The sequence below is a fragment of the Marinoscillum sp. genome (genome assembly GCF_040222955.1).
GTDB lineage: Bacteria > Bacteroidota > Bacteroidia > Cytophagales > Cyclobacteriaceae > Marinoscillum.
The window spans coordinates 51,765-72,366 of the sequence record NZ_JAVKCA010000020.1; the positions used below are offsets into that span (position 1 = coordinate 51,765).

The window sequence follows — 20,602 nt, forward strand, 5'->3', positions numbered from 1 at the left end:
CTAAAAACGACCGCAAAATCAAAATAGTTTCGGTGAATGGGTATATTTCATAGATGAACAAGGGTGGTTGCGTATAATGCGGGGAATAATTAATTTAGAATGGTAAGAAGCCCTGTATGAATCCTGAAAGTAAAGTTTGTATAGAATGCGGACGTGAGTTGTTCGGAAGGTCGGATAAAAAATTCTGTTCCGATGCCTGCCGTAGCGCCTACAACAATAAGTCCCTTGCGGGTGGAGATAAGTACATTCGCACGGTCAACCGGCGTCTGAAAAAGAACCATAACATCCTGCTGCAACTCAATCCTGATGGCAAGACCACAACCCATAAGGAGAAACTTCTGAAAGCTGGTTTTGACTTTGACTATTGTACCAATACCTACACGACGAAAGACCAAAAGGAATATCGGTTTTGCTATGATCAGGGCTACCTTCACCTGAGCAATGATTTCATACTTTTGGTGAGACGGGAGCCTTCGCCCACGGGCTAAGGCTCCCGTTTTTTAGCCGTTACTCATACCTCAGCGACTGGATTGGATTAGCCGTTGCAGCACGATAAGATCTGTAGCCGACTGTTCCTAAAGCAATAACAAAGGATATCCCAAAAGCAATGACAAAATAGCCGTAGGAGATGTCAATCCGGTACGCGAATTCATCCATCCATAAACCCATGAGCCAATAGGCCAGGGGGGCGGCCACCACAAAGGCAATGAGCATCAGCTTAGTGTATTCTCTTCCGAATATGCCCAGAATACTTGATACAGAAGCTCCGAAAACCTTTCTTACCCCTATGTCTTTGGCGTTTTTATTGGTCATGAACGAAACCAGTCCATAGAGTCCCATCGTGCCCAGAAGAATCGAAAGTATGGAAACGAATTTGATAATTTGATGGAGCATATTCTCCAGTACGTAATGATCCTGAATCTCATCCCTGAGCACTTCAAACTCAAAAAGGTCACTGGGGTAAAACTGTCTGAAAGTGGCTTCTATATCAGCCACCACGTCTGGTGAGGGCTCAGACTTAAGCCGCATAGCCAGCTGATTGAATTCATCTGATTTGTACATGAATATAGCGGGTTTCAGAGCATATTGTAGTGGGCGTACGTTGTAATCCTCCATTACCCCAATGACCTTTCCCTCGATATAACCCATGTCGATCCATTGCCCCAGGGCCTCCTCATGTGTTTTCCAGCCCAGAGTGGCCAGTAGCTTTTCATTGACTATGATGTCATAAGTTGAATCATTGATGTGCTGCTCCGCAATATTTCTACCAGATAACAACTCAATGTCATAAAAGTCAAGATAATTTTTGTCTCCGTGTTTGATGTTGGCATTGTTGCCATCGATGTACTCTTCGCCTTTGATGAAGTAAGAATTGTTCCAGTTGCTGCCAGAGAGGGGAGTGGTTCTGCTTTTGCTGACATCTTCCACGTAGCTTTTGGATCGGTATTCTCCGGCAATGGCATCCATTTTCAGATAGGCCCCGTCAGGAAAATCGATGGTGACTACCCGGTCAAAGTTGAAGCCCAGGTCTTTGGACTTCATGAAATCCATCTGTGCGGCTATGATTACAGTACAAATAAGCATGAGGTTGGTGAATGCAAACTGAGTAATCACCAGAATCCTCCGCAGATTGATGTTGCCACTCCCTTTTCTGATGTTGATCTTATGGTTGAGGGCATCCACGGGTTTGTATCCGGAGAGGATAAGGGCAGGGTAAAGCCCGGCAAAAAACGCTACGATCACAGCCAGGAGTATTGCAAACCAAAGAATATCACTTCCATAGGAGAGGTCGTACTCAATTTCTGTCAGGAAGGTGTTGAACTTCGAAATGAGTATTTGCCCCAGGGTGAGTGCGATCACCATGGCTACTAATACGATCACCAGTATTTCAATCATAAACTGCCAAAAAAGCTGAGATTTAAGGCTGCCAAGCACTTTACGAACCCCCACCTCTTTGGCCCTGCGAATGGCCTGGGCCGTGGAAAGGTTGATAAAGTTGAGGCAGGCGGTACCCAGGATCAGTGCGCCTAACAGTATAAATGCCCAAATCATCAGGGAAGGGGTGACGTAGTTTTGACCATCTCCGTATCGCTCGTCATTATGGATTTCAGAGAGTGGCTGTAGCTTCATTTTTGATTTTTCCCGGTCTTCCAGGTCCTTGTCGTAAGCATCCATGGCAACATCCAGTTTGCTTTCCAGGGACGGAATGTCGGCATTTTCTGGCGCCAGCGCATAGCATGAGTAGGCCCAGGTCATGCCCCAGTTGTCCCTGAAGGCATCAGGCATTCTCAGGCGCATGGTGGGAAGTGAAATGATCATTTTGAAAGGCAGATTGGTGTTTTTTGGCGGAGTTTGTACAATACCTACCACTTCCAGGTCTTTGTCATTATTGAGTTTCACCATTTTGCCTATCGGATCTTCATCACCATAGTATTTGGTGGCCATTTCCTGGGTGAGGTATACCTTATAGGGATCTTTGAGCGCACTACCGGGCGCTCCTTTGAGTATTTCAAAATCCATGACTTCAAAAAAGTGCTCATCGGTGTATAGGATACCAGATTGCCTGAAAACCTGGAAGTTGCCAGAGGCATCGATCAGGGAGATCTTTTCATCGTCAGGCCCGTGAAACTGCACGATCTTTTCGAAATCTGGCAGGTCCCGTAAAATGGCATCTCCCGTGGGATAAGGGAGGATTCCGGAGTAATAAATTCTGTTGTCCCCGTGGTAGTGGGAGACCACCCGATAAATCCGGTCCTTCTTCGTGTGCCAGTTGTCAAATGAGTTTTCATACCTGATGATGGTAAAGACAAACAGGCAGCAGGCCAGTCCGATGGCCAGTCCAAGGACATTCAGAAGAGAATAGGCTTTGTTTTTTCTGAAGCTTCGCAGCGCGATGACAAAGTAGTTTTTTAGCATGGGATTATTTTTTTAACCTATCCGGCCTGTTTCAATGGATGTGCCATTAATTCAAATAGCTGATTGTCAGTATTTTGTGGGTTTTTTGATTTGTGAGACTTGTTTCATACTGAAACATTTCATTGATTTACATTGAAACACTTTTGTACCTGAGACCATAACCGTGGGATCATATCTGAGCCCTGATGAAGCAAAAAGGACACCTATTGATTGTAGACGATGACGCGGATGTGCTGCACACAGCGAGACTGGTACTGAAGGGGCACTATGAGCAGGTAACTACGGAGAGTTCTCCGCTTCGTCTGGAGTCATTGCTCAGAAGGGAGTCGGTTGACATTATCCTGTTGGATATGAACTTTAAGACAGGCGCAACCACTGGCAATGAGGGCTTGTTCTGGCTCAGGAAGATTAAGGAAATTAATCCCTATGTCTATGTCATAATGAATACAGCTTATGGTGACATACAGCTGGCTGTAGAGTCTATGAAACTGGGCGCGGTGGATTTTCTGGTGAAGCCCTGGGAAAAAGAGAAACTGCTTTCTACGGTCAATACGGTGTATCAGCTTGCCCTTTCCAATAGAAATGTAGAAAAACTCAAAGGGCGAGAGTCAGCACTCACCCAGGATATTGATGCTGGCTATGGTCAGCTGGTGTCCGAAAGCGAGCCGATGCGCGCAGTGCTTGCTCAGATAGATAAAGTAGCTGCTAAGGATGCTTCTGTTTTGATTCTGGGTGAAAATGGCACTGGAAAAGAACTGATAGCACGTGAAATTCACCGGCGGTCCCTCCGCCGTGATGAGGGCCTGATCAAGGTAGATCTGGGGGCATTACCGGAGAGCCTGTTCGAGGCTGAAATGTTTGGCCACGTGAAGGGAGCCTATACAGATGCGAAAGAGGATCGGCCAGGTAGATTTGAAATAGCCGATGGAGGCTCACTTTTTCTGGATGAAATAGGCAACCTGAGCATCTCTATGCAGTCCAAGATGCTTTCAGTGTTGCAAAACCGCTCAGTGACCCGTGTGGGCTCAAGCAAAGCTGTTCCTTTTGATGTACGGGTGATTAGTGCCACCAACCAGCCCCTTTATGCGCTGGTAGAGGAAGGTCACTTTCGTCAGGACTTGCTCTACAGGATCAACACAGTGGAAATTGAACTACCACCCCTGCGTGAACGAAAGCCGGACATTCGTCTACTTTGTCTTTATTTTTTGAAGGAATATGGCGAGAAGTATCAAAAATCAGGCTTAAAAATAGATGAACGAACACAGCGGCAGCTGGCTAACTATCCCTGGCCCGGGAATATCCGCGAATTACAACATGCCATAGAACGTGCCGTAATCATGTCAGAAGGAGCAGTGATTGGAGCTGAGGATATCCTCCCGCAGAGGAAAGGGAAAGTAAAAGAGGCCCAGTCACTTCGGGTGGAGGATGTGGAGAAAAGCACGGTGATCAGGGCCATTGAGAAACACGGTGGCAACCTGAGCAAAGCAGCAGATGAGCTGGGAATGGGCCGGACCACCCTCTATCGGAAAATGAAGAAATACGGCATATGAATTGGCAATTTTAAACCTGTGCGTGCATTGAAGTCCTTTCGCCTCCATGTAGTTATCAGAGTAGTTTTAGCCGTGGGTTTTGGACTGGCGGCTTACTATTTTGGAATGCTGACGCCCTTTTGGTTGATGAGTGCCTGGATGGTTCTCTTTTTTGTGGTGACCATTGTTTCGCTGATCCGCTTTGTGGAAAAGTCTGATCGGGAGCTATCTGGTTTTCTGATGGCGATTCGTCAAAACGATTTCACCAATACCTACCCCTCTGCACGCAGACACACCAGCCAATTGCACAGGGCTTTCAATGTCATCACTGTGGAGTTTATCAAATTGAGGAGTGAGAAGGAGTCCAATTTTCACTTTCTGAAAACCGTGGTGGAGCATAGCGGAGTGCCACTGATGGCCTACACGGTGGATGACGAGGAGGTGACGCTCGTCAATCAATCAGTCAAAGCGCTTTTTGGGATTCCGTATTTTACCAAGCTCGGTTCGCTTCAGCGGGCGGACTCTGCCCTGGTAGATACGATCCGGTCACTCAGAACGGGAGACAAGGTCCTGGTCAAAGTGAAGATCAATGGCGAATTGATGTATCTCTCCATTGTGACCAGGGAGCTCATTTTGCAGGGGCGCCGCAATAAGGTCATTGCCTTTCACAACATCAATGCCGAACTGGATCAAAAAGAAGTGGAGTCCTGGCAAAAACTCATCCGGGTGATGACCCATGAAATCAAAAACTCGGTGATTCCAATTTCTACTCTGGCGGAAGTGATCAATGATATGCTCAAAGGAAATGGCACTGAATCATCTGCACTTGGGGATCTTTCTCCGGAGGATCAGGAGGATCTCATTGTGAGCATACAAACCATAGAAAAGCGGAGCAAAGGATTGGTGAAGTTTGTAGCCAGCTATGGAGACCTGGCCCGGGTGCCCAGGCCGGAACTTCAGGAAGTAGATCTGTGTGAGCTGGTTCGTGAGGTGGTTCGGTTACAGGAAAAGCCACTCCATAAGGCCGGAATTAAGTTGGAAACCAATTTCCCGAAAGGTGCCCTTCTTCTTTCGCTGGACGCTGAAATGATTCAGCAGGTGGTGATCAACCTGGTGAAGAATGCGGCCGAAGCCCTCACGGATGCCGGTACCAGAAATGGGCAAATCCAATTGATCATTGCCAAACATGCCTCCGAAGTGGTGGTGCAGGTGGTAGATAATGGCCCCGGGATCGAGGAGGACATAATGGATCAGATTTTCATTCCGTTTTTTACTACCAAGAAGGAAGGATCGGGTATTGGCCTGAGTTATAGCAGGCAGATCATGCGTGCACATAATGGAAACCTGCGAGTAAAGTCTACAGGATCCGGTGCGCTATTTGAGCTTGGTTTTTGGGTGATTTGACCAGTACCTAGTATCTTTCACGAGATTCCTTTACACACCAGATTGAATTCTCTCATGACTCCTATACAGTACAGTGAAGAAATAAAAGTGAGTGTCGGAGATCTGGATGAACTCCATCATGTCAACAATGTGGTTTATCTGAAGTGGGTACAGCAGGTAGCTGAAAATCACTGGAGGTCAGCGGCCAGCCAGCTCGTTCAGGATCAGTTCATTTGGGTGGTTTTGAGTCATTTCATTCAGTATCGCAAGCCGGCGGTTCTCGATGATAACCTCACACTGTTAACATATGTGGGAGATTTTCGGGGAGCCAGAAGTATTCGCCATGTGGAAATCAAAAGAGGGACGGAGTTGATTGCCGATGCCAAAACGGAGTGGTGTATGCTGGATGCGATAACTCAACGCCCCAGACGAGTAACCGATGAAGTATCCAGGTGGTTTTTCAAAACATAATCAACGATGAAAAAAGCAGTTAAAATTAGCCTGATTCTTATGCTGAGCTTATTAGTCATTCTCCTTATTACCTGGACAACGGTGAATGAGCCGCTACCTGAAGGAGAGTCGGGCCCACGCGCTGAGGCCCTGGCAGACCGGATGCTTCTGGCCCTGAATGATAGTGCATATCAGCAACTCGAACAGATTAGCTGGAGGTACCCCAGGGGACCTCATGAATATGATTGGTATATACAGAAGGATACGGTAGAGGTGCGATGGGAGGACATGCGGGTTCTGTTTTGCACCAGCACATTGGATGGAAGTGCATTTTTGGGTAACAAAGCATTATCCGGCAGCCAAAAGGAAAAAGCGTTATATACAGCTTGGGATTTTTTTGCGAATGACTCCTTTTGGCTCATTGCTCCATTCAAAGTGAAGGATCCGGGTACCGAAAGAAAAATTGTAGAAACGGACCGGGGGCCGGCACTGCTGGTGACCTATACCAGTGGAGGGGTGACACCCGGCGATTCCTACCTCTGGATACTAGATGAAAATGCCCGGCCTGTGGCGTGGAAGCTCTGGGTGCAGAAAATCCCGCTGGGAGGTTTGGAGACCAGCTGGGGCAACTGGCAACAGTACAAAGGAGTGTGGCTGGGTACCAGCCATGTGATAGGGCCAGTGCAGATCAATTTAGAAATTCAGAACATTAAATAATGAATCAATCAGGAAATGTACTCATTACAGGGGTGTCTACAGGGATCGGGTATGCATGCTGTGAGGTTTTTTTGGCTGCAGGGTATCGGGTGTTTGGTAGTGTGAGGACACCAAAGGATGCTGACAGCATGAGTGCGACATTGGGTGATCATTTCACACCCCTCATTTTTGATGTCACGGATCATGAGGCTATAGACCGGGCGGCGATAACTGTGGCAGAAGCGTTAGGAGATCAGGGGTTAGCCTGCCTGATTAACAATGCAGGAGTAGCACTGGGTGGACCGATGATGCACATTTCCATTGAGCGTTTGCGTGAGCAATTTGAGGTCAATGTCATCGGTTTAGTGAAGGTGACTCAGGCTTTTTTGCCACTATTGGGAGCGAGAGCAGACCATAAAGGGAAACCAGGCAGGATCATCAACATCAGCTCGGTAGTCGGGCATATTGCTATGCCTTTTCTTGGGCCATATGTCGGCTCCAAACATGCCCTGGAGGGTATTTCCAATGTGATGCGCCGTGAGCTCATGCATTATGGCATTGAAGTGGTAGTGGTGGGTCCTGGTGCTATCAAAACACCCATTTGGAACAAGGGAATGGATAACCTGTATGAGGATACTGCTTTCGCTAACTCACTGCAAATTTTCGCCAGGGGATTTATTCGTGGAAGTATTAAGCACGGGTTTGAAGCCAATAAACTGGCTGATGACATCCTCAAGATCTTCAGAAAAGCCCGCCCTAAAACCAGGTACGCTATTGTGGCTAAGCCCTTCTTAAATTGGTGGCTTCCAAAGATTTTGCCTGCCAGAATGATGGATCGGTACCTGGCGAAGAAACTTGAGATTACGCGGTGAAAATTAACGGAAGGTGTATTTGAGCGAAACACCACCGAAATAGTTTCTTGGATTTCCCGGGTAGTAGTATCGGGGTTGACTGCCACCAAAACCAGTGGCATTGATTAGGAGCATAGCGGCGTAGTTGGTGTCGGTGAGGTTATTGGCACCCAGATTTATATCCAGCTCCAAGGGCCCCACGACATGCCTGAAGCCAGCCTTGGCTCTGAGGATGAAATATCGCTCAGCATAAAGTGAATTTTCATCGTTTACTGGAATCTCTCCAACCAATTGCGCACTAAGGTTTCCATAAAACCCCAGGTCACTAAGGAGTTCTACACCCGGGTTGATAATCCATTGCGGTACGCCAGTTAGCTGATTGCCGCTGTAGTCATTTCCGTCATTGACAAATTCATCAAAATGGTAATTCATATAGGCCACACTGGTAAAAGCATTGAGGGTGTATCGGTCTGAGAGGGGGAGATAATAGTTACTCAAAATATCTACTCCAAAGTGATTATTTAATCCCGCATTTACGCCTACATAGGCGTCATCGCTTATACGTTGTGCTACCAGCAGATTTTTGATCTGCATATAGTAGGTAGTAATGTCGTAAGTAAACCTGGGCTGTGTACCTCGAATACCTAATTCATAGTTCCAGCCGGATTCCGGGAGTATATCCGGATTGATTTGGCCATCGGGGTAAAGGGTCTCTTCAAGACTCGGCGGAGAGAAGCCATGGCTTAAGTTCGCAAAGAGTGTGTGGTGAGCGCCTGTCGCATAGGTCAGGCCTAGTTTGGGAGAGACCACAGGGTCGAAGGCATAATCCCCACTGATGTTATTGGCTGATTCATTGAACTGATCAGCTAGCGTATAATGTGTAAAATTCAAATTTAGCCCCAATGTTGTGTTGAGGTTTGGTACCAATGTGGCGGCTGCTTCTGCGAAAGCATTGAAATAGCTTCTGTTTTCCAGATTGCTCGACAGGAGGTTACCCTTCACGCTGCCATTGCTGTTATCATCATAATTGTTCTCGAAGGTTTTCCATTTGTATTCATCAAAAAACAGCTCTATTCCGGTGAAAAACCGAATATTTGCCCACCGCTTGGCTAAAGTATTTCTGGTGCCCATCGTAAAGGTGGTTTCATCCAGAATGTTAAAGGGTCTGGGCTCATAGGCATCTCTATTTTTCAGAAACACTGTGGATTTCAAGCTCCAATCCTGATTAAACCCGTGATAATAGGTCAGGCCAAAAAGTGTTTTATCATAAGCTTCAAATCCCCTGGCCTGTTTCCAGGTGAAGGCTGCTTTTTCAGGGTTGTTTTTAAAATCATCTTCATTGATAGAGCTGGGAATGAAGGCTTTTAGATGAGTAAAAATACCCAGGGCAGCAATGTAGCTCTGTGGGGTGAGCTGGTACTTGAAGGTCACTCCCGCTTGTTGCCTGTGGTATTCACTGTTTTCTCTGTACCCCTGCCGATGTAAGTCGGAGTAGACTGCCGATACCGTGGTTTTGTTGTCATGATGTGAGCCTTGGAGTACCCATCTGCGGGTATCAAAGGAACCCATTGTCAGGCTGCTTTTGGCGCTGGTTTGCTGAACCGGAGGTGTAGGTGCCAGCAGTCGGATAGCGCCTCCCAATCCGGCGCCGTACGCACTGGAGTTAGGCCCTTTTGTGATTTCTATCCGGCTGATCATTTCCTGGTCAAGGTCCTCGATAGAGGAGTTTCCGGAACCATCCGTGAGGGGGATGTCTTCATAATAGGCCTTGATCTTATTGGTCCCATACAGGCTTCTGGAACCAATGCCCCGGATGGTGATTCTGTTGGTGGTGAGCGTGCCCACATGCATGAACACCCCTGGAGTTCGGTTGAGTGCGTTGGTCACAGAGAAAGGGTCATCGCGTATGAGCATTTCCCGATTGATGGACTGGATACTCGCCGGGGTGTTGAGTGTTTTCCTTGAAAAACTTCCACTGGTCACGATGACATCATTGAGCGTAAGGCTGGAGGGCTCAAGAGCCAGCGTGATTTCTTTAGCCTCTTTTACCTGAATGGTGAGTGTTTGGTAACCAAGATAACTTATTTGAAGGGTTATGGGAAAATCCGCCACCGGCAACTGGAAATTCCCGTCCATATTGGTGACGGAAGTATCAGCCCCTGTACTAACGAGCGCTCCTATGAGCGCTTCCTCATTTGCACCGTCCTTCACATGACCCTGTAGGGTGGTTTGTGCATGGCCCGGATGGCAAAGGATAATAAGCAGAATGAGGAGGATAGGTAATTTCATAAGTTGGTTTTGAAACAGGCGAGGCGGTTCAGAGAGGACGAAAAACAGCACCTTCTGGTTCCCAAAGTTAAGTGGTAAGTCATAAATGAATTCAATCGCTGCATAAAATGTGAGCGGTCGACTGAATATGAGATTGAAATTTGGGTGGTCTGGGCTAAATGCTGTTATTTTATTCCCGCTAAGACAATCAAAATTACATTCATGAAAAAATCTAGATTATACGTATGCCTTTTAGCAGGTTCGGCACTTGTTTATGGCTGTGGTGGCGGTGCTCAGAAACAGTCTGCTGAAAGTACAGAAACCGCTGCGGCGGAAGTACCGGCAGAGGTGGTGGCGGATTCTGTTACACTGGAGATTTCTGCCAATGACAACATGCAGTTCAGCACGGACCAACTGAAAGTAACCGAGGGACAGGTGGTAACCCTGAATTTTAAGCACACCGGTAAGATGCCAAAGGAGTCCATGGGCCACAACTGGGTACTTCTGGCAGCAGGCTCAGACCCGGCAGTTTTCGGAGCAGCCGCAACCACGGCGCCCAAGACAGAGTATATTCCACAGGATAAACTGGAGTGGGTGATTGCCAATACACCCATCATCGGTGGCGGCGAGGAGGTTAGTATCAGCTTTCAGGCGCCTAAGGCAGGCTATTACAAATTCATCTGCAGTTTCCCCGGACACTGGGGCGTGATGCAGGGTGATTTTGTAGTTTCTCCCAGGTAATCTTTTCAGAAAGTTCCAAATGAAAGACCGTTTTGAAAGAGAGGTGATTTACCTTTTTTTGAAGACGGTCTTTTGATGTCAGTTCCTCTGCCTTATTCCTATGCAACCTAAGTGATTTCCTGTCACTTTCCATGTTAGGCATCGTACTTATTTTCTAATTTGTTGGTCTTCTATAAAGGCTTTTCCCAATTCTATTCCTTAGTTTTGCCACCTTATTTTAAAAGAGTTGAATGACTTTTTTAGAATTTTTAAGTATTGAAATTGTATAAACGCAAAATAAAAAATGGGTAAGACGCTGTTTGATAAAGTTTGGGATTCACATGTGGTGCGGAAGATAGAGGGCGGACCAGACGTATTTTTCATCGATAGACATATGGTTCATGAAGTGACCAGTCCGGTTGCTTTTCTGGGATTAAAAAATCGGGGATCGGGCGTACTCTATCCCAATCGTACTTTTGCCACTGCCGATCACAACACACCTACGATCAATCAACATTTGCCAGTACAGGATCCACTATCTGCCAATCAGCTCAAGGCCCTGGAAGAAAATGCGAAAGAGCATGGAATTTCTCACTGGGGCTTGGGTCATGAGAAAAATGGAATTGTACACGTGGTAGGCCCTGAGTACGGCATTACGCAGCCTGGAGCTACCATTGTTTGCGGTGACTCTCATACTTCTACCCATGGTGCTTTTGGGGCCATTGCCTTTGGAATTGGTACCTCAGAAGTAGAAATGGTTTTGGCCACTCAGTGTATCATGCAGCCAAAGCCTAAGAAAATGCGCATCAACATCACCGGTCAGCTGCAGTATGGAGTGACCCCAAAGGATGTGGCGTTGTTCATCATTTCCCAACTGACCACTTCGGGTGCCACGGGCTATTTCGTGGAGTATGCAGGAGAGGTGTTTGAAAATATGACCATGGAAGGTCGTATGACCGTTTGTAACCTGAGCATCGAGATGGGCGCACGCGGAGGAATGATCGCTCCGGATGAGAAGACATTTGAGTACATCAAGGGTCGTGAGTTTACTCCACAAGGTGCTGACTGGGACCGTGCGATGGAGTACTGGGAAACATTGAAAACAGATGCAGATGCGGTGTTTGATAAGGAGCTGACCTTTGATGGTTCCAAAATAGAGCCGATGATTACTTACGGTACCAACCCGGGTATGGGCATGGGCATCAGCAATCATATTCCTGTAGCTGAGTCGTTGGAGGGCGGAGTATCCACCTACAAGAAATCATTGAGCTACATGGGCTTCAACGAAGGGGAGTCCATGATGGGCAAAAAGATTGATTATGTCTTTGTGGGCAGTTGCACCAACGGGCGTATTGAAGACTTTAGGGCATTTGCTTCTTTGGTGAAAGGCAGAAAGAAAGCAGATCATGTGACGGCTTGGTTGGTTCCAGGTTCGCACAAAGTAGAAGCTGCTATCAAAGAAGAAGGATTATTAGCAATTATTGAGGAGGCCGGATTTTCATTACGGGAGCCGGGGTGTTCCGCATGTCTGGCTATGAATGACGATAAAGTGCCTGCCGGAAAGCTGGCCGTTAGTACTTCCAATAGAAATTTTGAAGGAAGACAGGGACCCGGATCGAGAACCCTTTTGGCCAGTCCATTGGTGGCTGCTGCCAGTGCCGTTACCGGCGTAGTGACAGACCCAAGAGAGTTGATGGAGGAGGAATACGCATGAGCGCCTGGCGCTGACCGCTTAGGCGCAAATCGGTATGAGGGAGTATAGAAAATATAATGTTTGGGAGTTCGGTCACGAATTGACTCTTGAAATATATAAGTCTACCGAGAGTTTTCCAGATGCCGAAAAGTTTGGTCTTATTAGCCAGATGAGAAGGGCTTCATACTCAATACCTTCTAATATAGCTGAGGGTTGTGGAAGGGAATCTGATGCCGATTTTAAGCGATTTCTCGTAATTTCCCGGGGGTCAGCGGCAGAGTTAGAGTACTTTTTAATCCTTTCCAGGGATCTGGAGTTACTCAATGTGGAGCAATTTGACCTGTTATTCGATAAGGTGAATAGAGTGAAAAGAAGTTTGAATAACCTAATAAATAAAATTTAACTGCGTTTGGCGCAAAGCGTTAAACGCCTAGCTTTTTAAAGCATGGCATACGACAAATTTGAAATATTAAAGACTACGGCGGTTCCCTTGCCGATTGAAAATGTGGATACGGATCAGATCATTCCAGCGAGGTTTTTGAAAGCCACTACTCGTGATGGATTTGGTGATAACCTGTTTCGTGACTGGAGGTATAACTCAGATAACACACCCAAGCAGGATTTTATCCTCAACAACCCTCTTTATGGAGGCAAGATATTGGTGGGAGGGAAAAACTTCGGGTCGGGCTCTTCACGAGAGCATGCCGCCTGGGCAGTTTACGACTATGGCTTCAGGTGCGTGATTTCCAGCTTTTTCGCCGATATTTTCAAGAATAACTGCCTCAATATTGGGGTGCTTCCTGCACAGGTGAGCGCCGCGTTTTTGGATAAAATATTCAAGGCCATTGAGGCTGATCCAAACGCCGAATTTGAAGTGAGTCTTCCCGAACAAACCGTGACCATCGTAGCCACCGGTGAGCAGGAGAGCTTCGATATCAACAGCTACAAAAAAGGAAATATGCTCAACGGATTCGATGATATTGATTATCTCCAGAGCATGAAGGATGAAATCAAATCCTTTGCTGAGAAGCTGCCCCTATAAATTTCGCATGGACGAGGGAGCTTTGAAGTACCTTGGTCTCTAATCAATACAATTTTGAAAGTAGAAATTCTCGATACAACATTAAGGGATGGTGAGCAGACCTCTGGGGTGTCCTTTACCGACAGTGAGAAGCTGACCATCGCGCAGCTTCTATTGGAGGAATTGCGGGTGGACCGTCTGGAGGTGGCTTCTGCGAGGGTTTCAGAAGGAGAATTTAAAGGCGCAAAGAAAATACTCAACTGGGCGGCACAAAATGGCTACCTGGATCGCATTGAGATTTTGGGTTTTGTGGATCACACCATCTCTGTGGACTGGATCAAAGAATCTGGCGGGAAGGTCATCAATTTGCTTTGCAAAGGCTCCCGCAAGCACTGTGAAAGCCAACTTAGAAAAACAGTAGAAGAACACCTGGCGGACATTGCTCAGACGATAGGTTATGCCCACGAGCAGGGACTGACGGTGAATGTATACCTGGAGGACTGGTCTAACGGAATGCGGACCTCTCCTGATTATGTGGATCAGATGGTGGAGGGGCTATTGAAGCTGCCTGTAAGCCGTATTATGTTACCGGATACCCTCGGAATTCTTAATCACAAAGAATCAGCTGATTTTTGTGGTCAGATGACTGCCAAATTTCCTCAGGCGCGATTCGATTTCCACGCTCATAACGACTATGACCTCTCCACCGCCAACGTGTATTCGGCGTTGGAGGCAGGGATCACCGGCATTCATACCACTCTGAACGGTCTTGGTGAACGAGCAGGTAATGTGCCCTTGTCCAGTGTAATCGGCATAGTGAAGGATCATCTCCATGGAGAGATGAACATCGATGAAACGAAACTTTACAAGGTATCCAAGATTGTTGAGTCGTTTTCAGGTATCCGTATCCCGGCCAACAAGCCGTTGGTAGGAGAGTTTGTGTTTACACAGACCAGTGGAATACACGCCGATGGGGACAGCAAGGATAATTTGTATCACAACAGCCTGAACCCTGAACGCTTTGGTAGACATTACTCTTACGCACTGGGCAAGATGTCTGGCAAGGCCAATATCAAGAAGAACCTGGAGGAGCTCGGAATAGAGCTGAGTAAAGAAGAAACCAAAAAGATCACCGAGAAAATCATAGAGTTGGGGGATAAGAAGGAGGCGATTACCAAAGAAGACCTTCCATTTATCATCAATGATGTACTCAGAAGTGAAAAGATTGAGCAGCATGTGCAGATCAAAAACTACTCACTTTCGGTGGCTCAGGGGCTGAGGTCTGTGGCTACGCTTTGTATAGAAATAGGAGGCAAAACCTTCGAAAAGACTGCTTCAGGTGATGGTCAGTATGATGCATTCATGAATTCGCTTAAGCGAATCTATAAGGACTTAGGGGAGTCACTTCCCCGACTCGTGGACTATGAAGTGCAGATACCGCCCGGAGGGGAGACCGATGCCCTTGTGATCACCACCATTACCTGGGCCAATGGAAAGACTTTTAAGACCAGGGGACTAGACCCTGACCAGACAGTTGCCGCTATTAAGGCAACAGTGAAAATGCTAAATATTATTAAAAATCATAATTGAGGATCAATGAACTTTAAAATTGCAACCCTTCCGGGAGACGGCATAGGGCCGGAAATTGTAGATCAGGCTATCAAAGTAATGAAAGTTGTGGGCGAAAAATATGGCCATGCTTTCGACTTTGAATTTGCACCCACAGGGGCTTCAGCTATTGACCTGGTAGGAGAACCTTATCCCGACTCTACGCATGAGATCTGTATGAATGCTGATGCGGTGCTTTTTGGAGCTATTGGCGATCCTAAGTACGACAATGATCCTAAAGCAAAAGTACGTCCCGAGCAGGGACTGCTGAAAATGAGAAAGAAACTTGGGCTATACGCCAACATCCGTCCGGTGGCTACATTTCCTTCTTTGATCGATAAGAGTCCGTTGAAAAATGACAGGGTAGAAGGTGCTGATTTTGTGGTGGTTAGAGAGCTGACAGGAGGCATTTACTTTGGGGACAAAGGAAGGTCAGAGGATCTTACTTCTGCATTTGATAATTGTGTATACACCACAGAAGAAATAGAGCGCATCCTGAAGCTGGCCTATGAGTATGCCGGAAAAAGAAACAAGCGACTGACCGTGGTGGATAAGGCCAATGTACTTTGTACTTCTCGTTTGTGGAGGGAGATAGCACAGAAAATGGAGAAAGACTACCCTGAGATAGAGACTGATTACATGTTTGTGGACAATGCAGCCATGCAGCTCATTCAATGGCCAAAGAAATTTGATGTGATGGTGACCGAGAACATGTTTGGAGACATCCTTTCGGATGAGGCCAGCGTGATCACTGGATCTCTGGGCTTATTACCTTCGGCATCTGTAGGGTTGCATACGTCCGTGTTTGAGCCTATACATGGGTCATACCCTCAGGCAGCTGGCAAGAACATTGCTAACCCTGTTGCGACCATACTCTCCGCAGCTATGCTGCTCGATGCGCTGAATCTGCTGGAGGAAGGACAGGCGGTAAGAGATGCTGTTAATGCTTCTTTGGAGGCCAATTTTGTGACTGAGGACATTTCCAAAGAAGCAGCTAAGTCTACTTCAGAGGTAGGGGACTGGATTGCTGCTCAGGTGAAGAAGTAACGGATATCGGAATTAAGATCACTTTAAAAAGAAAAAGCCCGGGCCATCTGGTCCGGGCTTTTTGCTTAATGTTCAAAGTCATATTTATTAGAATGGACTCTTAATCATCGGTACCTCTATCAGGAGCAGTCTGGCATCATTGGATGCCGAGAAGGTTATTTTTTCCGAGTCAGTGATTCCCATGGCATCACGCTTCTTCAGCTGTTCGCCATTCACGGTTACTTCCCCTTCTATCACAAAGGTATAAACTCCGTTACCTTCTTTCTTTAGGTCATAGCTCAGCTTCTTTGTGGCATCCAAATCAGCCAGGGAAAACCAACTGTCCTGGTTGATCCAGAGGGCCTGATCATTGTCAGGAGCCACTACTGTTTGCCATTGATTCTTGCGGCCTTCAGGCGCAAAAGTGATCTGCTGATAGCGTGGCTCTATGTCCCGTTCTTTGGGCAATACCCAAATCTGAAGAAAATTAACTTCATCTGACTTGGAGTGATTGTATTCAGAGTGAGTGAGTCCGTACCCGGCGCTCATGATCTGCACATCTCCTGTTTTGATCACCTCCGTATTTCCGGTGCTGTCTTTATGCTCCAGGTCACCCGAAAGTGGAATCGACACGATTTCCATGTTGTCGTGGGGGTGGGCTCCAAAACCCATTCCTGCCGATACGATATCGTCGTTCAGCACTCTAAGTGCCCCAAAGTTCACACGCTCCGGATTGTAATACCTCCCAAAGCTAAAGGTGTGTCTGCTTTGTAGCCAGCCGAAGTTGGCGGTACCTCTGCTTTCAGAGGCGTGTTTAATGGTATTCATCGTTTTCCTTTCTTTTTTAACTTAAAAATTGTCCGTGATGAACAAATTCATCGATGGGCATTCTGTTTCTTTCTTCCAATTCTCTGTCTCTAAGCGCTTCTGGCAGCTGATCAGGGTCACCGAAATAGCCCAGTGCTATGATCGTTACAGCTTCAAAATCCTCAGGCAGCTCAAAAAGTTCTTCTACCTGTGCCTTATGAAATCCCCCCATTTGGTGCAGCCCAATGCCCTCTGCGGTGGCCTGCAGTGCAAGGTTACCAATGGCCAATCCTAAATCGTGATGGGCTGACTTATTGGGCGATCCGTTGCGAGTGTAGGTCTTTTTAACAAGGTTTATCATGAGGACCGGGGCTTGTTCGGCCCAAACCTGGTTGCCAGGCATCAGGGTTTCTACAATTTTTGCATGTGCTTCTTCACCTTTGTGAGCGTAGATCACGCGCCAGGGTTGTTCATTCATGCTCGATGATGCCCAACGCATGGCTTCAAACAATGTGTTGAGCGTCTCAGTATCCACTGGCTTCGGTGCAAACGCCCTGGGGCTCCATCGGTCCTTGATTTCCTTTAATATATGGTATTGTGTTTTGGCTTCTTTAGCTTCTAGTATCATGATGCAAAATTTTTAATGTAACTAGTTATTTGTACGAGCATACATTATATGTAGTTACATATAAATGTAATTAAGTAGATATTCCTCCTTTTAGGCATTCAGAGAGTCATTTCTGAAGCCTATCGTCGATCAATCCCGGAACTTATACCTGACCATCACCCTTAGTTCGGATCTGGTGCTGCCGGCCACTGCCTGCAGACCTGAGCCTACTGAGTCTTCATCGGGGTACTCAAATCGGGCGTAGCGCGCCCAGAAGCTAAGTGATTTGCTGGCTGTATACTGCAGCAGTAAGTAGGATCTGAATCCGGTACCATTGTAGGCCGGTATGCTGAAGGCATAAAGCACGTTGCGCTCGTAGAGGTATTGGCGGTTATTAAAGTCTTCTGTTTCGAACAGTGCAAACCGGCTGGAGAGTTTCATTTTCCAAAAGGTGAGGTTTATATCCTGTACGAGGGCAATTCCGTGAGTTTTGGTTTTAGCTTCCTCATAATTAGATCCCTGTACCCGAGATTTGAAGCTAAAAGTTCGTCCTAAGGCATAGTCTACATTGAAAATATAACTCTGTTTGATGGTCTCCGTAAGCTGGCTCAGGTTGCCATCTTCAGATGATACGGAGAGTTCCTTATTTTCCTGACGAAACTGTGCGTACATCTGTACTGAGCGGGAAGGCTTGTAGGTAAACCTGCCAAGGTATTCAAATCCCTCGGAGGGGGCGTTCACTCTGAATCGTAACCAGGGGAAGGAGAACTTGTCAAAATAGGCAGACAGTTGATACTTTCGTGAAGGTTTGTACATGAGTCCCCAGTACACGCCGGTTTCATTGATGTTTCTGGAGCTTTCGCTAAAAGCATTGCCATAGAAAGAGTGGTAGTTTTTATCATAATTTCTTACCATCCAGCTGAAATCGAGCTTTGGGGTGAGTGAGGCGAGCAGCCCACCCACTGCCCCAACACCGCCTGATTGTGATCGGGCCACTTCGCTGAAAAAGATGAAATTCTGCCAGTTGTAGCTGGCGTACAGGCTTCCGATGAGGTTTTGATCTCCTGCAAATTCATACTGATTGTAGTTGTTGGGCTTCTTTTGCAAAGGCCTGGAGAAGATAGACATAAGACCCGTGGCTCCGATACTCAGCCCAGGCCCCATGGAGTAATCAAGCGCAAATCCTGTGGAGATTTCCCGTAAGGTATTTTTGCCACCAAGCTCTGTTTCAGTACGGTGAAGCCCGGTGGCCTGGATGCTGTTTACAAATTCTTCAAAGTTGGAATAGCTGCTGTCGTTGCGCAGGTTCCCATCTTGCATAAGGGTAGATCCAAATACGGTTGCCTCCAGCTGTCCAAATGAAAGGGTGGCGGCTGCTCCTCTGAAATAGCCTGATTCCAGCACTGAAGAATAAGGTCTGATTCCCACGGTGCTTCGTTTGATGGTATTAACCGTCTCGGCACCTTTGCCAGCCCCAAATCCTGATCCAAGGACAAGCCCCTGGCCAAACTGCATCTGGTAGTCTCCGATTGCCAGTGTTTTCATCCGGCCTTTGTTTTCCAGGAGAAAATGAAACGAATAGAAATCAAACCCATACTGCTTTTGATCAGAATCGATCTGAAATGCTTCACCGGCATCTTTTTCGAAGGTGACACCCAGACTGAAATCGTCAGGGTGGCTCACTCGAAATCTTCCATAGAGGGTGTTTTGATCGCCCTGATACCCGGAGCCATCCTCCCGTTGGTATCCTTCTTCTGTTTCGAGGGTACGGCTATACCTCAGGAGCAGGTAGTTATTTTCTTCCGTAAGTATCCGCTGAGCCAGTGGCCTTCCGTCGGCTGTTTCGGTCACTGTCACAAAGGGCAGCAGATCCCTGATAGTAGCCATGTCGAACTCAGGGATGGCCTGCAGTTCATAGAGCGAGAGCAGCTTACCTCGCTTGTTCATGTAATTGAAAAATGCGTTGAGTTGGATAGGACTTAGGATTGACAGTGAAGCCAGGTCTGCTCTGGTGGCCTTATTCAGGTTAATAGGATTGGTATAGTAGAGGAGGAGCGATTCATACAGGTCTTCATAATTGATGTCATCATCCTGTATCTGAAAGCGCCGCTCTGCAAAATCCTCCAGATCAATTTCAGACCTTACCTGAGCCTGAGCAAACAGCACGAGCCCTACCATACCTATGATGAGTGCTGCTTTCAAGGTTTTTTGAGTTGATAGGCCAAGGATATTTCGTGTATGGCTCCCAGATTTTCATTGGAGAAAGCATAGTCAAACAGGAAATTTTTGGGTTGAAACCCAAAACCGAAGGTGGCTCGCACCTGGGCGCTGTTGAGGTCATTTGGCTGTACGTTCAGACCGGTTCGGATAAGTACGTTTTTAATAATGGCATATTCAAGCCCGGCTTTTATTTTCTCCCGACTATTCAGTTGCTTTTCCACTTCGGTATTGATCATCAGAAAATCTTTCGGCCGAAAGGAGAGCCCTGCTTTCATCGTGGTGGGGTGCATTGATCCATGCTTGAAATTGAAGATGTGGGCTCCGAAGATGATTTGCCTGGTGATTTCCGCCGTACCACCCATTTCAAGCGCTGCCACGCGCCGGGTACTGAGCCCTTCTGCATGCGTTTGTATAATGTTTATGCCAGCGCCCAGACTGACCATCTGAATCCTGTTGGCAACCACCAGTCCGATTACCTGTTGATTAAAAAGGTCATCCCCGAACTTATAATACTTCAGGGCAGTATTAAACAGTGAATGATGGTAAACGAGTCCACCTCCAAGGACATGGAAGCCCTCTATATTATATCTGTTTTGATAGGTGATCATGGCCGTGGAGGCATCCAGACCACCCAAAGCTCCTGGGTTATTGAAAGTAGCCCACCCATCGGTGAAGGTGAGGGAAGTACCGGCCATGGCGCCATTTCTGGCACCTAGAGCGTAGTTTCCATCCTGAGCAGAGAGCAGCCAGGGTGTCAGCAGAAGAAAGAGCATTATCCAACGCATATTGCAAAGTAGGTTATTCCAC

18 protein-coding genes are annotated in these 20,602 nt (G+C 46.9%); 12 read left to right on the forward strand and 6 right to left on the reverse strand.

The features are described 5' to 3' along the window. The first annotated feature begins 116 nt into the window (after positions 1–116). On the forward strand, positions 117–488 hold the full coding sequence (locus RIH33_RS16685) for a hypothetical protein (RefSeq protein ID WP_406655025.1): 372 nt from the start codon (positions 117–119) through the stop codon (positions 486–488). A 19-nt stretch (positions 489–507) separates the two neighbouring features. On the opposite strand, the gene RIH33_RS16690 is transcribed toward RIH33_RS16685, so the two are convergent. Next, positions 508–2,916 carry an ABC transporter permease gene (locus RIH33_RS16690; protein ID WP_406655026.1) on the reverse strand — a complete coding sequence of 803 codons (2,409 nt, stop codon included), beginning with the start codon at positions 2,914–2,916 and terminating at the stop codon, positions 508–510. Between the two features lie 185 nt (positions 2,917–3,101). Here RIH33_RS16690 and RIH33_RS16695 point away from each other — a divergent pair, with 185 nt between their 5' ends. The 5 genes from RIH33_RS16695 to RIH33_RS16715 are packed head-to-tail and all read left to right on the forward strand — an operon-like array spanning position 3,102 to position 7,846. Beyond that, the gene (locus tag RIH33_RS16695; RefSeq protein WP_406655027.1) at positions 3,102–4,466 is read left to right on the forward strand and encodes a sigma-54-dependent transcriptional regulator; all 1,365 of its coding nucleotides are present in this window, start codon (positions 3,102–3,104) and stop codon (positions 4,464–4,466) included. A gap of 27 nt (positions 4,467–4,493) precedes the next feature. Next, positions 4,494–5,849, forward strand: a complete 1,356-nt coding sequence (locus RIH33_RS16700) for a sensor histidine kinase (RefSeq protein ID WP_406655028.1) — start codon at positions 4,494–4,496, stop codon at positions 5,847–5,849. A gap of 54 nt (positions 5,850–5,903) precedes the next feature. Beyond that, positions 5,904–6,299: an acyl-CoA thioesterase gene (locus tag RIH33_RS16705; RefSeq protein ID WP_406655029.1), complete on the forward strand. Its 396-nt coding sequence runs from the start codon at positions 5,904–5,906 to the stop codon at positions 6,297–6,299. A gap of 6 nt (positions 6,300–6,305) precedes the next feature. Further along, entirely contained in the window at positions 6,306–6,995 is a 690-nt protein-coding gene (locus RIH33_RS16710) for a hypothetical protein (protein WP_406655030.1), read from the forward strand. Continuing rightward, positions 6,995–7,846: an SDR family oxidoreductase gene (locus RIH33_RS16715; protein ID WP_406655031.1), complete on the forward strand. Its 852-nt coding sequence runs from the start codon at positions 6,995–6,997 to the stop codon at positions 7,844–7,846. The genes RIH33_RS16710 and RIH33_RS16715 overlap by 1 nt, the downstream gene beginning before the upstream one ends. Before the next feature lie 3 nt (positions 7,847–7,849). Here the strand turns inward: RIH33_RS16715 and RIH33_RS16720 are convergent, their stop codons facing one another. Further along, positions 7,850–10,114, reverse strand: coding sequence for a TonB-dependent receptor domain-containing protein (locus RIH33_RS16720; RefSeq protein WP_406655032.1), 2,265 nt, complete (start codon positions 10,112–10,114; stop codon positions 7,850–7,852). Between the two features lie 201 nt (positions 10,115–10,315). On the opposite strand from RIH33_RS16720, the gene azu reads away from it, so the two are divergent. From azu to leuB, 6 genes are all read left to right on the forward strand, one after another. Continuing rightward, positions 10,316–10,834 (forward strand): azurin, encoded by a 519-nt coding sequence (gene azu / locus RIH33_RS16725; RefSeq protein WP_406655033.1) that lies wholly within the window; start codon positions 10,316–10,318, stop codon positions 10,832–10,834. 283 nt (positions 10,835–11,117) lie between these two features. After that, the gene (gene leuC / locus RIH33_RS16730; RefSeq protein ID WP_406655034.1) at positions 11,118–12,527 is read left to right on the forward strand and encodes a 3-isopropylmalate dehydratase large subunit; all 1,410 of its coding nucleotides are present in this window, start codon (positions 11,118–11,120) and stop codon (positions 12,525–12,527) included. 34 nt (positions 12,528–12,561) lie between these two features. After that, entirely contained in the window at positions 12,562–12,909 is a 348-nt protein-coding gene (locus RIH33_RS16735) for a four helix bundle protein (protein WP_406655035.1), read from the forward strand. Between the two features lie 42 nt (positions 12,910–12,951). Next, a complete protein-coding gene (gene leuD, locus RIH33_RS16740) occupies positions 12,952–13,548 on the forward strand; it encodes a 3-isopropylmalate dehydratase small subunit (protein WP_406655036.1) in 597 nt (198 codons plus the stop codon). Between the two features lie 54 nt (positions 13,549–13,602). Next, entirely contained in the window at positions 13,603–15,117 is a 1,515-nt protein-coding gene (locus RIH33_RS16745; protein WP_406655037.1) for an alpha-isopropylmalate synthase regulatory domain-containing protein, read from the forward strand. A 6-nt stretch (positions 15,118–15,123) separates the two neighbouring features. Further along, positions 15,124–16,182, forward strand: a complete 1,059-nt coding sequence (gene leuB, locus RIH33_RS16750; protein WP_406655038.1) for a 3-isopropylmalate dehydrogenase — start codon at positions 15,124–15,126, stop codon at positions 16,180–16,182. Between the two features lie 87 nt (positions 16,183–16,269). On the opposite strand, the gene RIH33_RS16755 is transcribed toward leuB, so the two are convergent. The 4 genes from RIH33_RS16755 to RIH33_RS16770 all read right to left on the reverse strand — a co-directional run bounded on the left by RIH33_RS16755 (position 16,270) and on the right by RIH33_RS16770 (position 20,580). Beyond that, a complete protein-coding gene (locus tag RIH33_RS16755) occupies positions 16,270–16,989 on the reverse strand; it encodes a pirin family protein (protein ID WP_406655039.1) in 720 nt (239 codons plus the stop codon). A 16-nt stretch (positions 16,990–17,005) separates the two neighbouring features. Beyond that, a complete protein-coding gene (locus RIH33_RS16760) occupies positions 17,006–17,596 on the reverse strand; it encodes a nitroreductase family protein (RefSeq protein WP_406655040.1) in 591 nt (196 codons plus the stop codon). 129 nt (positions 17,597–17,725) lie between these two features. Continuing rightward, a complete protein-coding gene (locus tag RIH33_RS16765; protein WP_406655041.1) occupies positions 17,726–19,777 on the reverse strand; it encodes a ComEA family DNA-binding protein in 2,052 nt (683 codons plus the stop codon). Then, complete coding sequence (locus tag RIH33_RS16770; RefSeq protein ID WP_406655042.1) at positions 19,774–20,580, reverse strand: hypothetical protein; 807 nt, start codon at positions 20,578–20,580, stop codon at positions 19,774–19,776. Before RIH33_RS16770 ends, RIH33_RS16765 begins: the two co-directional genes overlap by 4 nt. Positions 20,581–20,602: the final 22 nt, after the last annotated feature.

What these genes read in the sequence shown, in the direction of transcription:
- RIH33_RS16685 (WP_406655025.1), top strand. Translation starts at nt 117, where the DNA reads ATGAATCCTGAAAGTAAAGTTTGTATAGAATGCGGACGTGAGTTGTTC.
- RIH33_RS16690 (WP_406655026.1), bottom strand. Translation starts at nt 2,916, where the DNA reads ATGCTAAAAAACTACTTTGTCATCGCGCTGCGAAGCTTCAGAAAAAAC.
- RIH33_RS16695 (WP_406655027.1), top strand. Translation starts at nt 3,102, where the DNA reads ATGAAGCAAAAAGGACACCTATTGATTGTAGACGATGACGCGGATGTG.
- RIH33_RS16705 (WP_406655029.1), top strand. Translation starts at nt 5,904, where the DNA reads ATGACTCCTATACAGTACAGTGAAGAAATAAAAGTGAGTGTCGGAGAT.
- RIH33_RS16710 (WP_406655030.1), top strand. Translation starts at nt 6,306, where the DNA reads ATGAAAAAAGCAGTTAAAATTAGCCTGATTCTTATGCTGAGCTTATTA.
- RIH33_RS16715 (WP_406655031.1), top strand. Translation starts at nt 6,995, where the DNA reads ATGAATCAATCAGGAAATGTACTCATTACAGGGGTGTCTACAGGGATC.
- RIH33_RS16720 (WP_406655032.1), bottom strand. Translation starts at nt 10,114, where the DNA reads ATGAAATTACCTATCCTCCTCATTCTGCTTATTATCCTTTGCCATCCG.
- azu (WP_406655033.1), top strand. Translation starts at nt 10,316, where the DNA reads ATGAAAAAATCTAGATTATACGTATGCCTTTTAGCAGGTTCGGCACTT.
- leuC (WP_406655034.1), top strand. Translation starts at nt 11,118, where the DNA reads ATGGGTAAGACGCTGTTTGATAAAGTTTGGGATTCACATGTGGTGCGG.
- RIH33_RS16735 (WP_406655035.1), top strand. Translation starts at nt 12,562, where the DNA reads ATGAGGGAGTATAGAAAATATAATGTTTGGGAGTTCGGTCACGAATTG.
- leuD (WP_406655036.1), top strand. Translation starts at nt 12,952, where the DNA reads ATGGCATACGACAAATTTGAAATATTAAAGACTACGGCGGTTCCCTTG.
- leuB (WP_406655038.1), top strand. Translation starts at nt 15,124, where the DNA reads ATGAACTTTAAAATTGCAACCCTTCCGGGAGACGGCATAGGGCCGGAA.
- RIH33_RS16755 (WP_406655039.1), bottom strand. Translation starts at nt 16,989, where the DNA reads ATGAATACCATTAAACACGCCTCTGAAAGCAGAGGTACCGCCAACTTC.
- RIH33_RS16760 (WP_406655040.1), bottom strand. Translation starts at nt 17,596, where the DNA reads ATGATACTAGAAGCTAAAGAAGCCAAAACACAATACCATATATTAAAG.
- RIH33_RS16770 (WP_406655042.1), bottom strand. Translation starts at nt 20,580, where the DNA reads ATGCGTTGGATAATGCTCTTTCTTCTGCTGACACCCTGGCTGCTCTCT.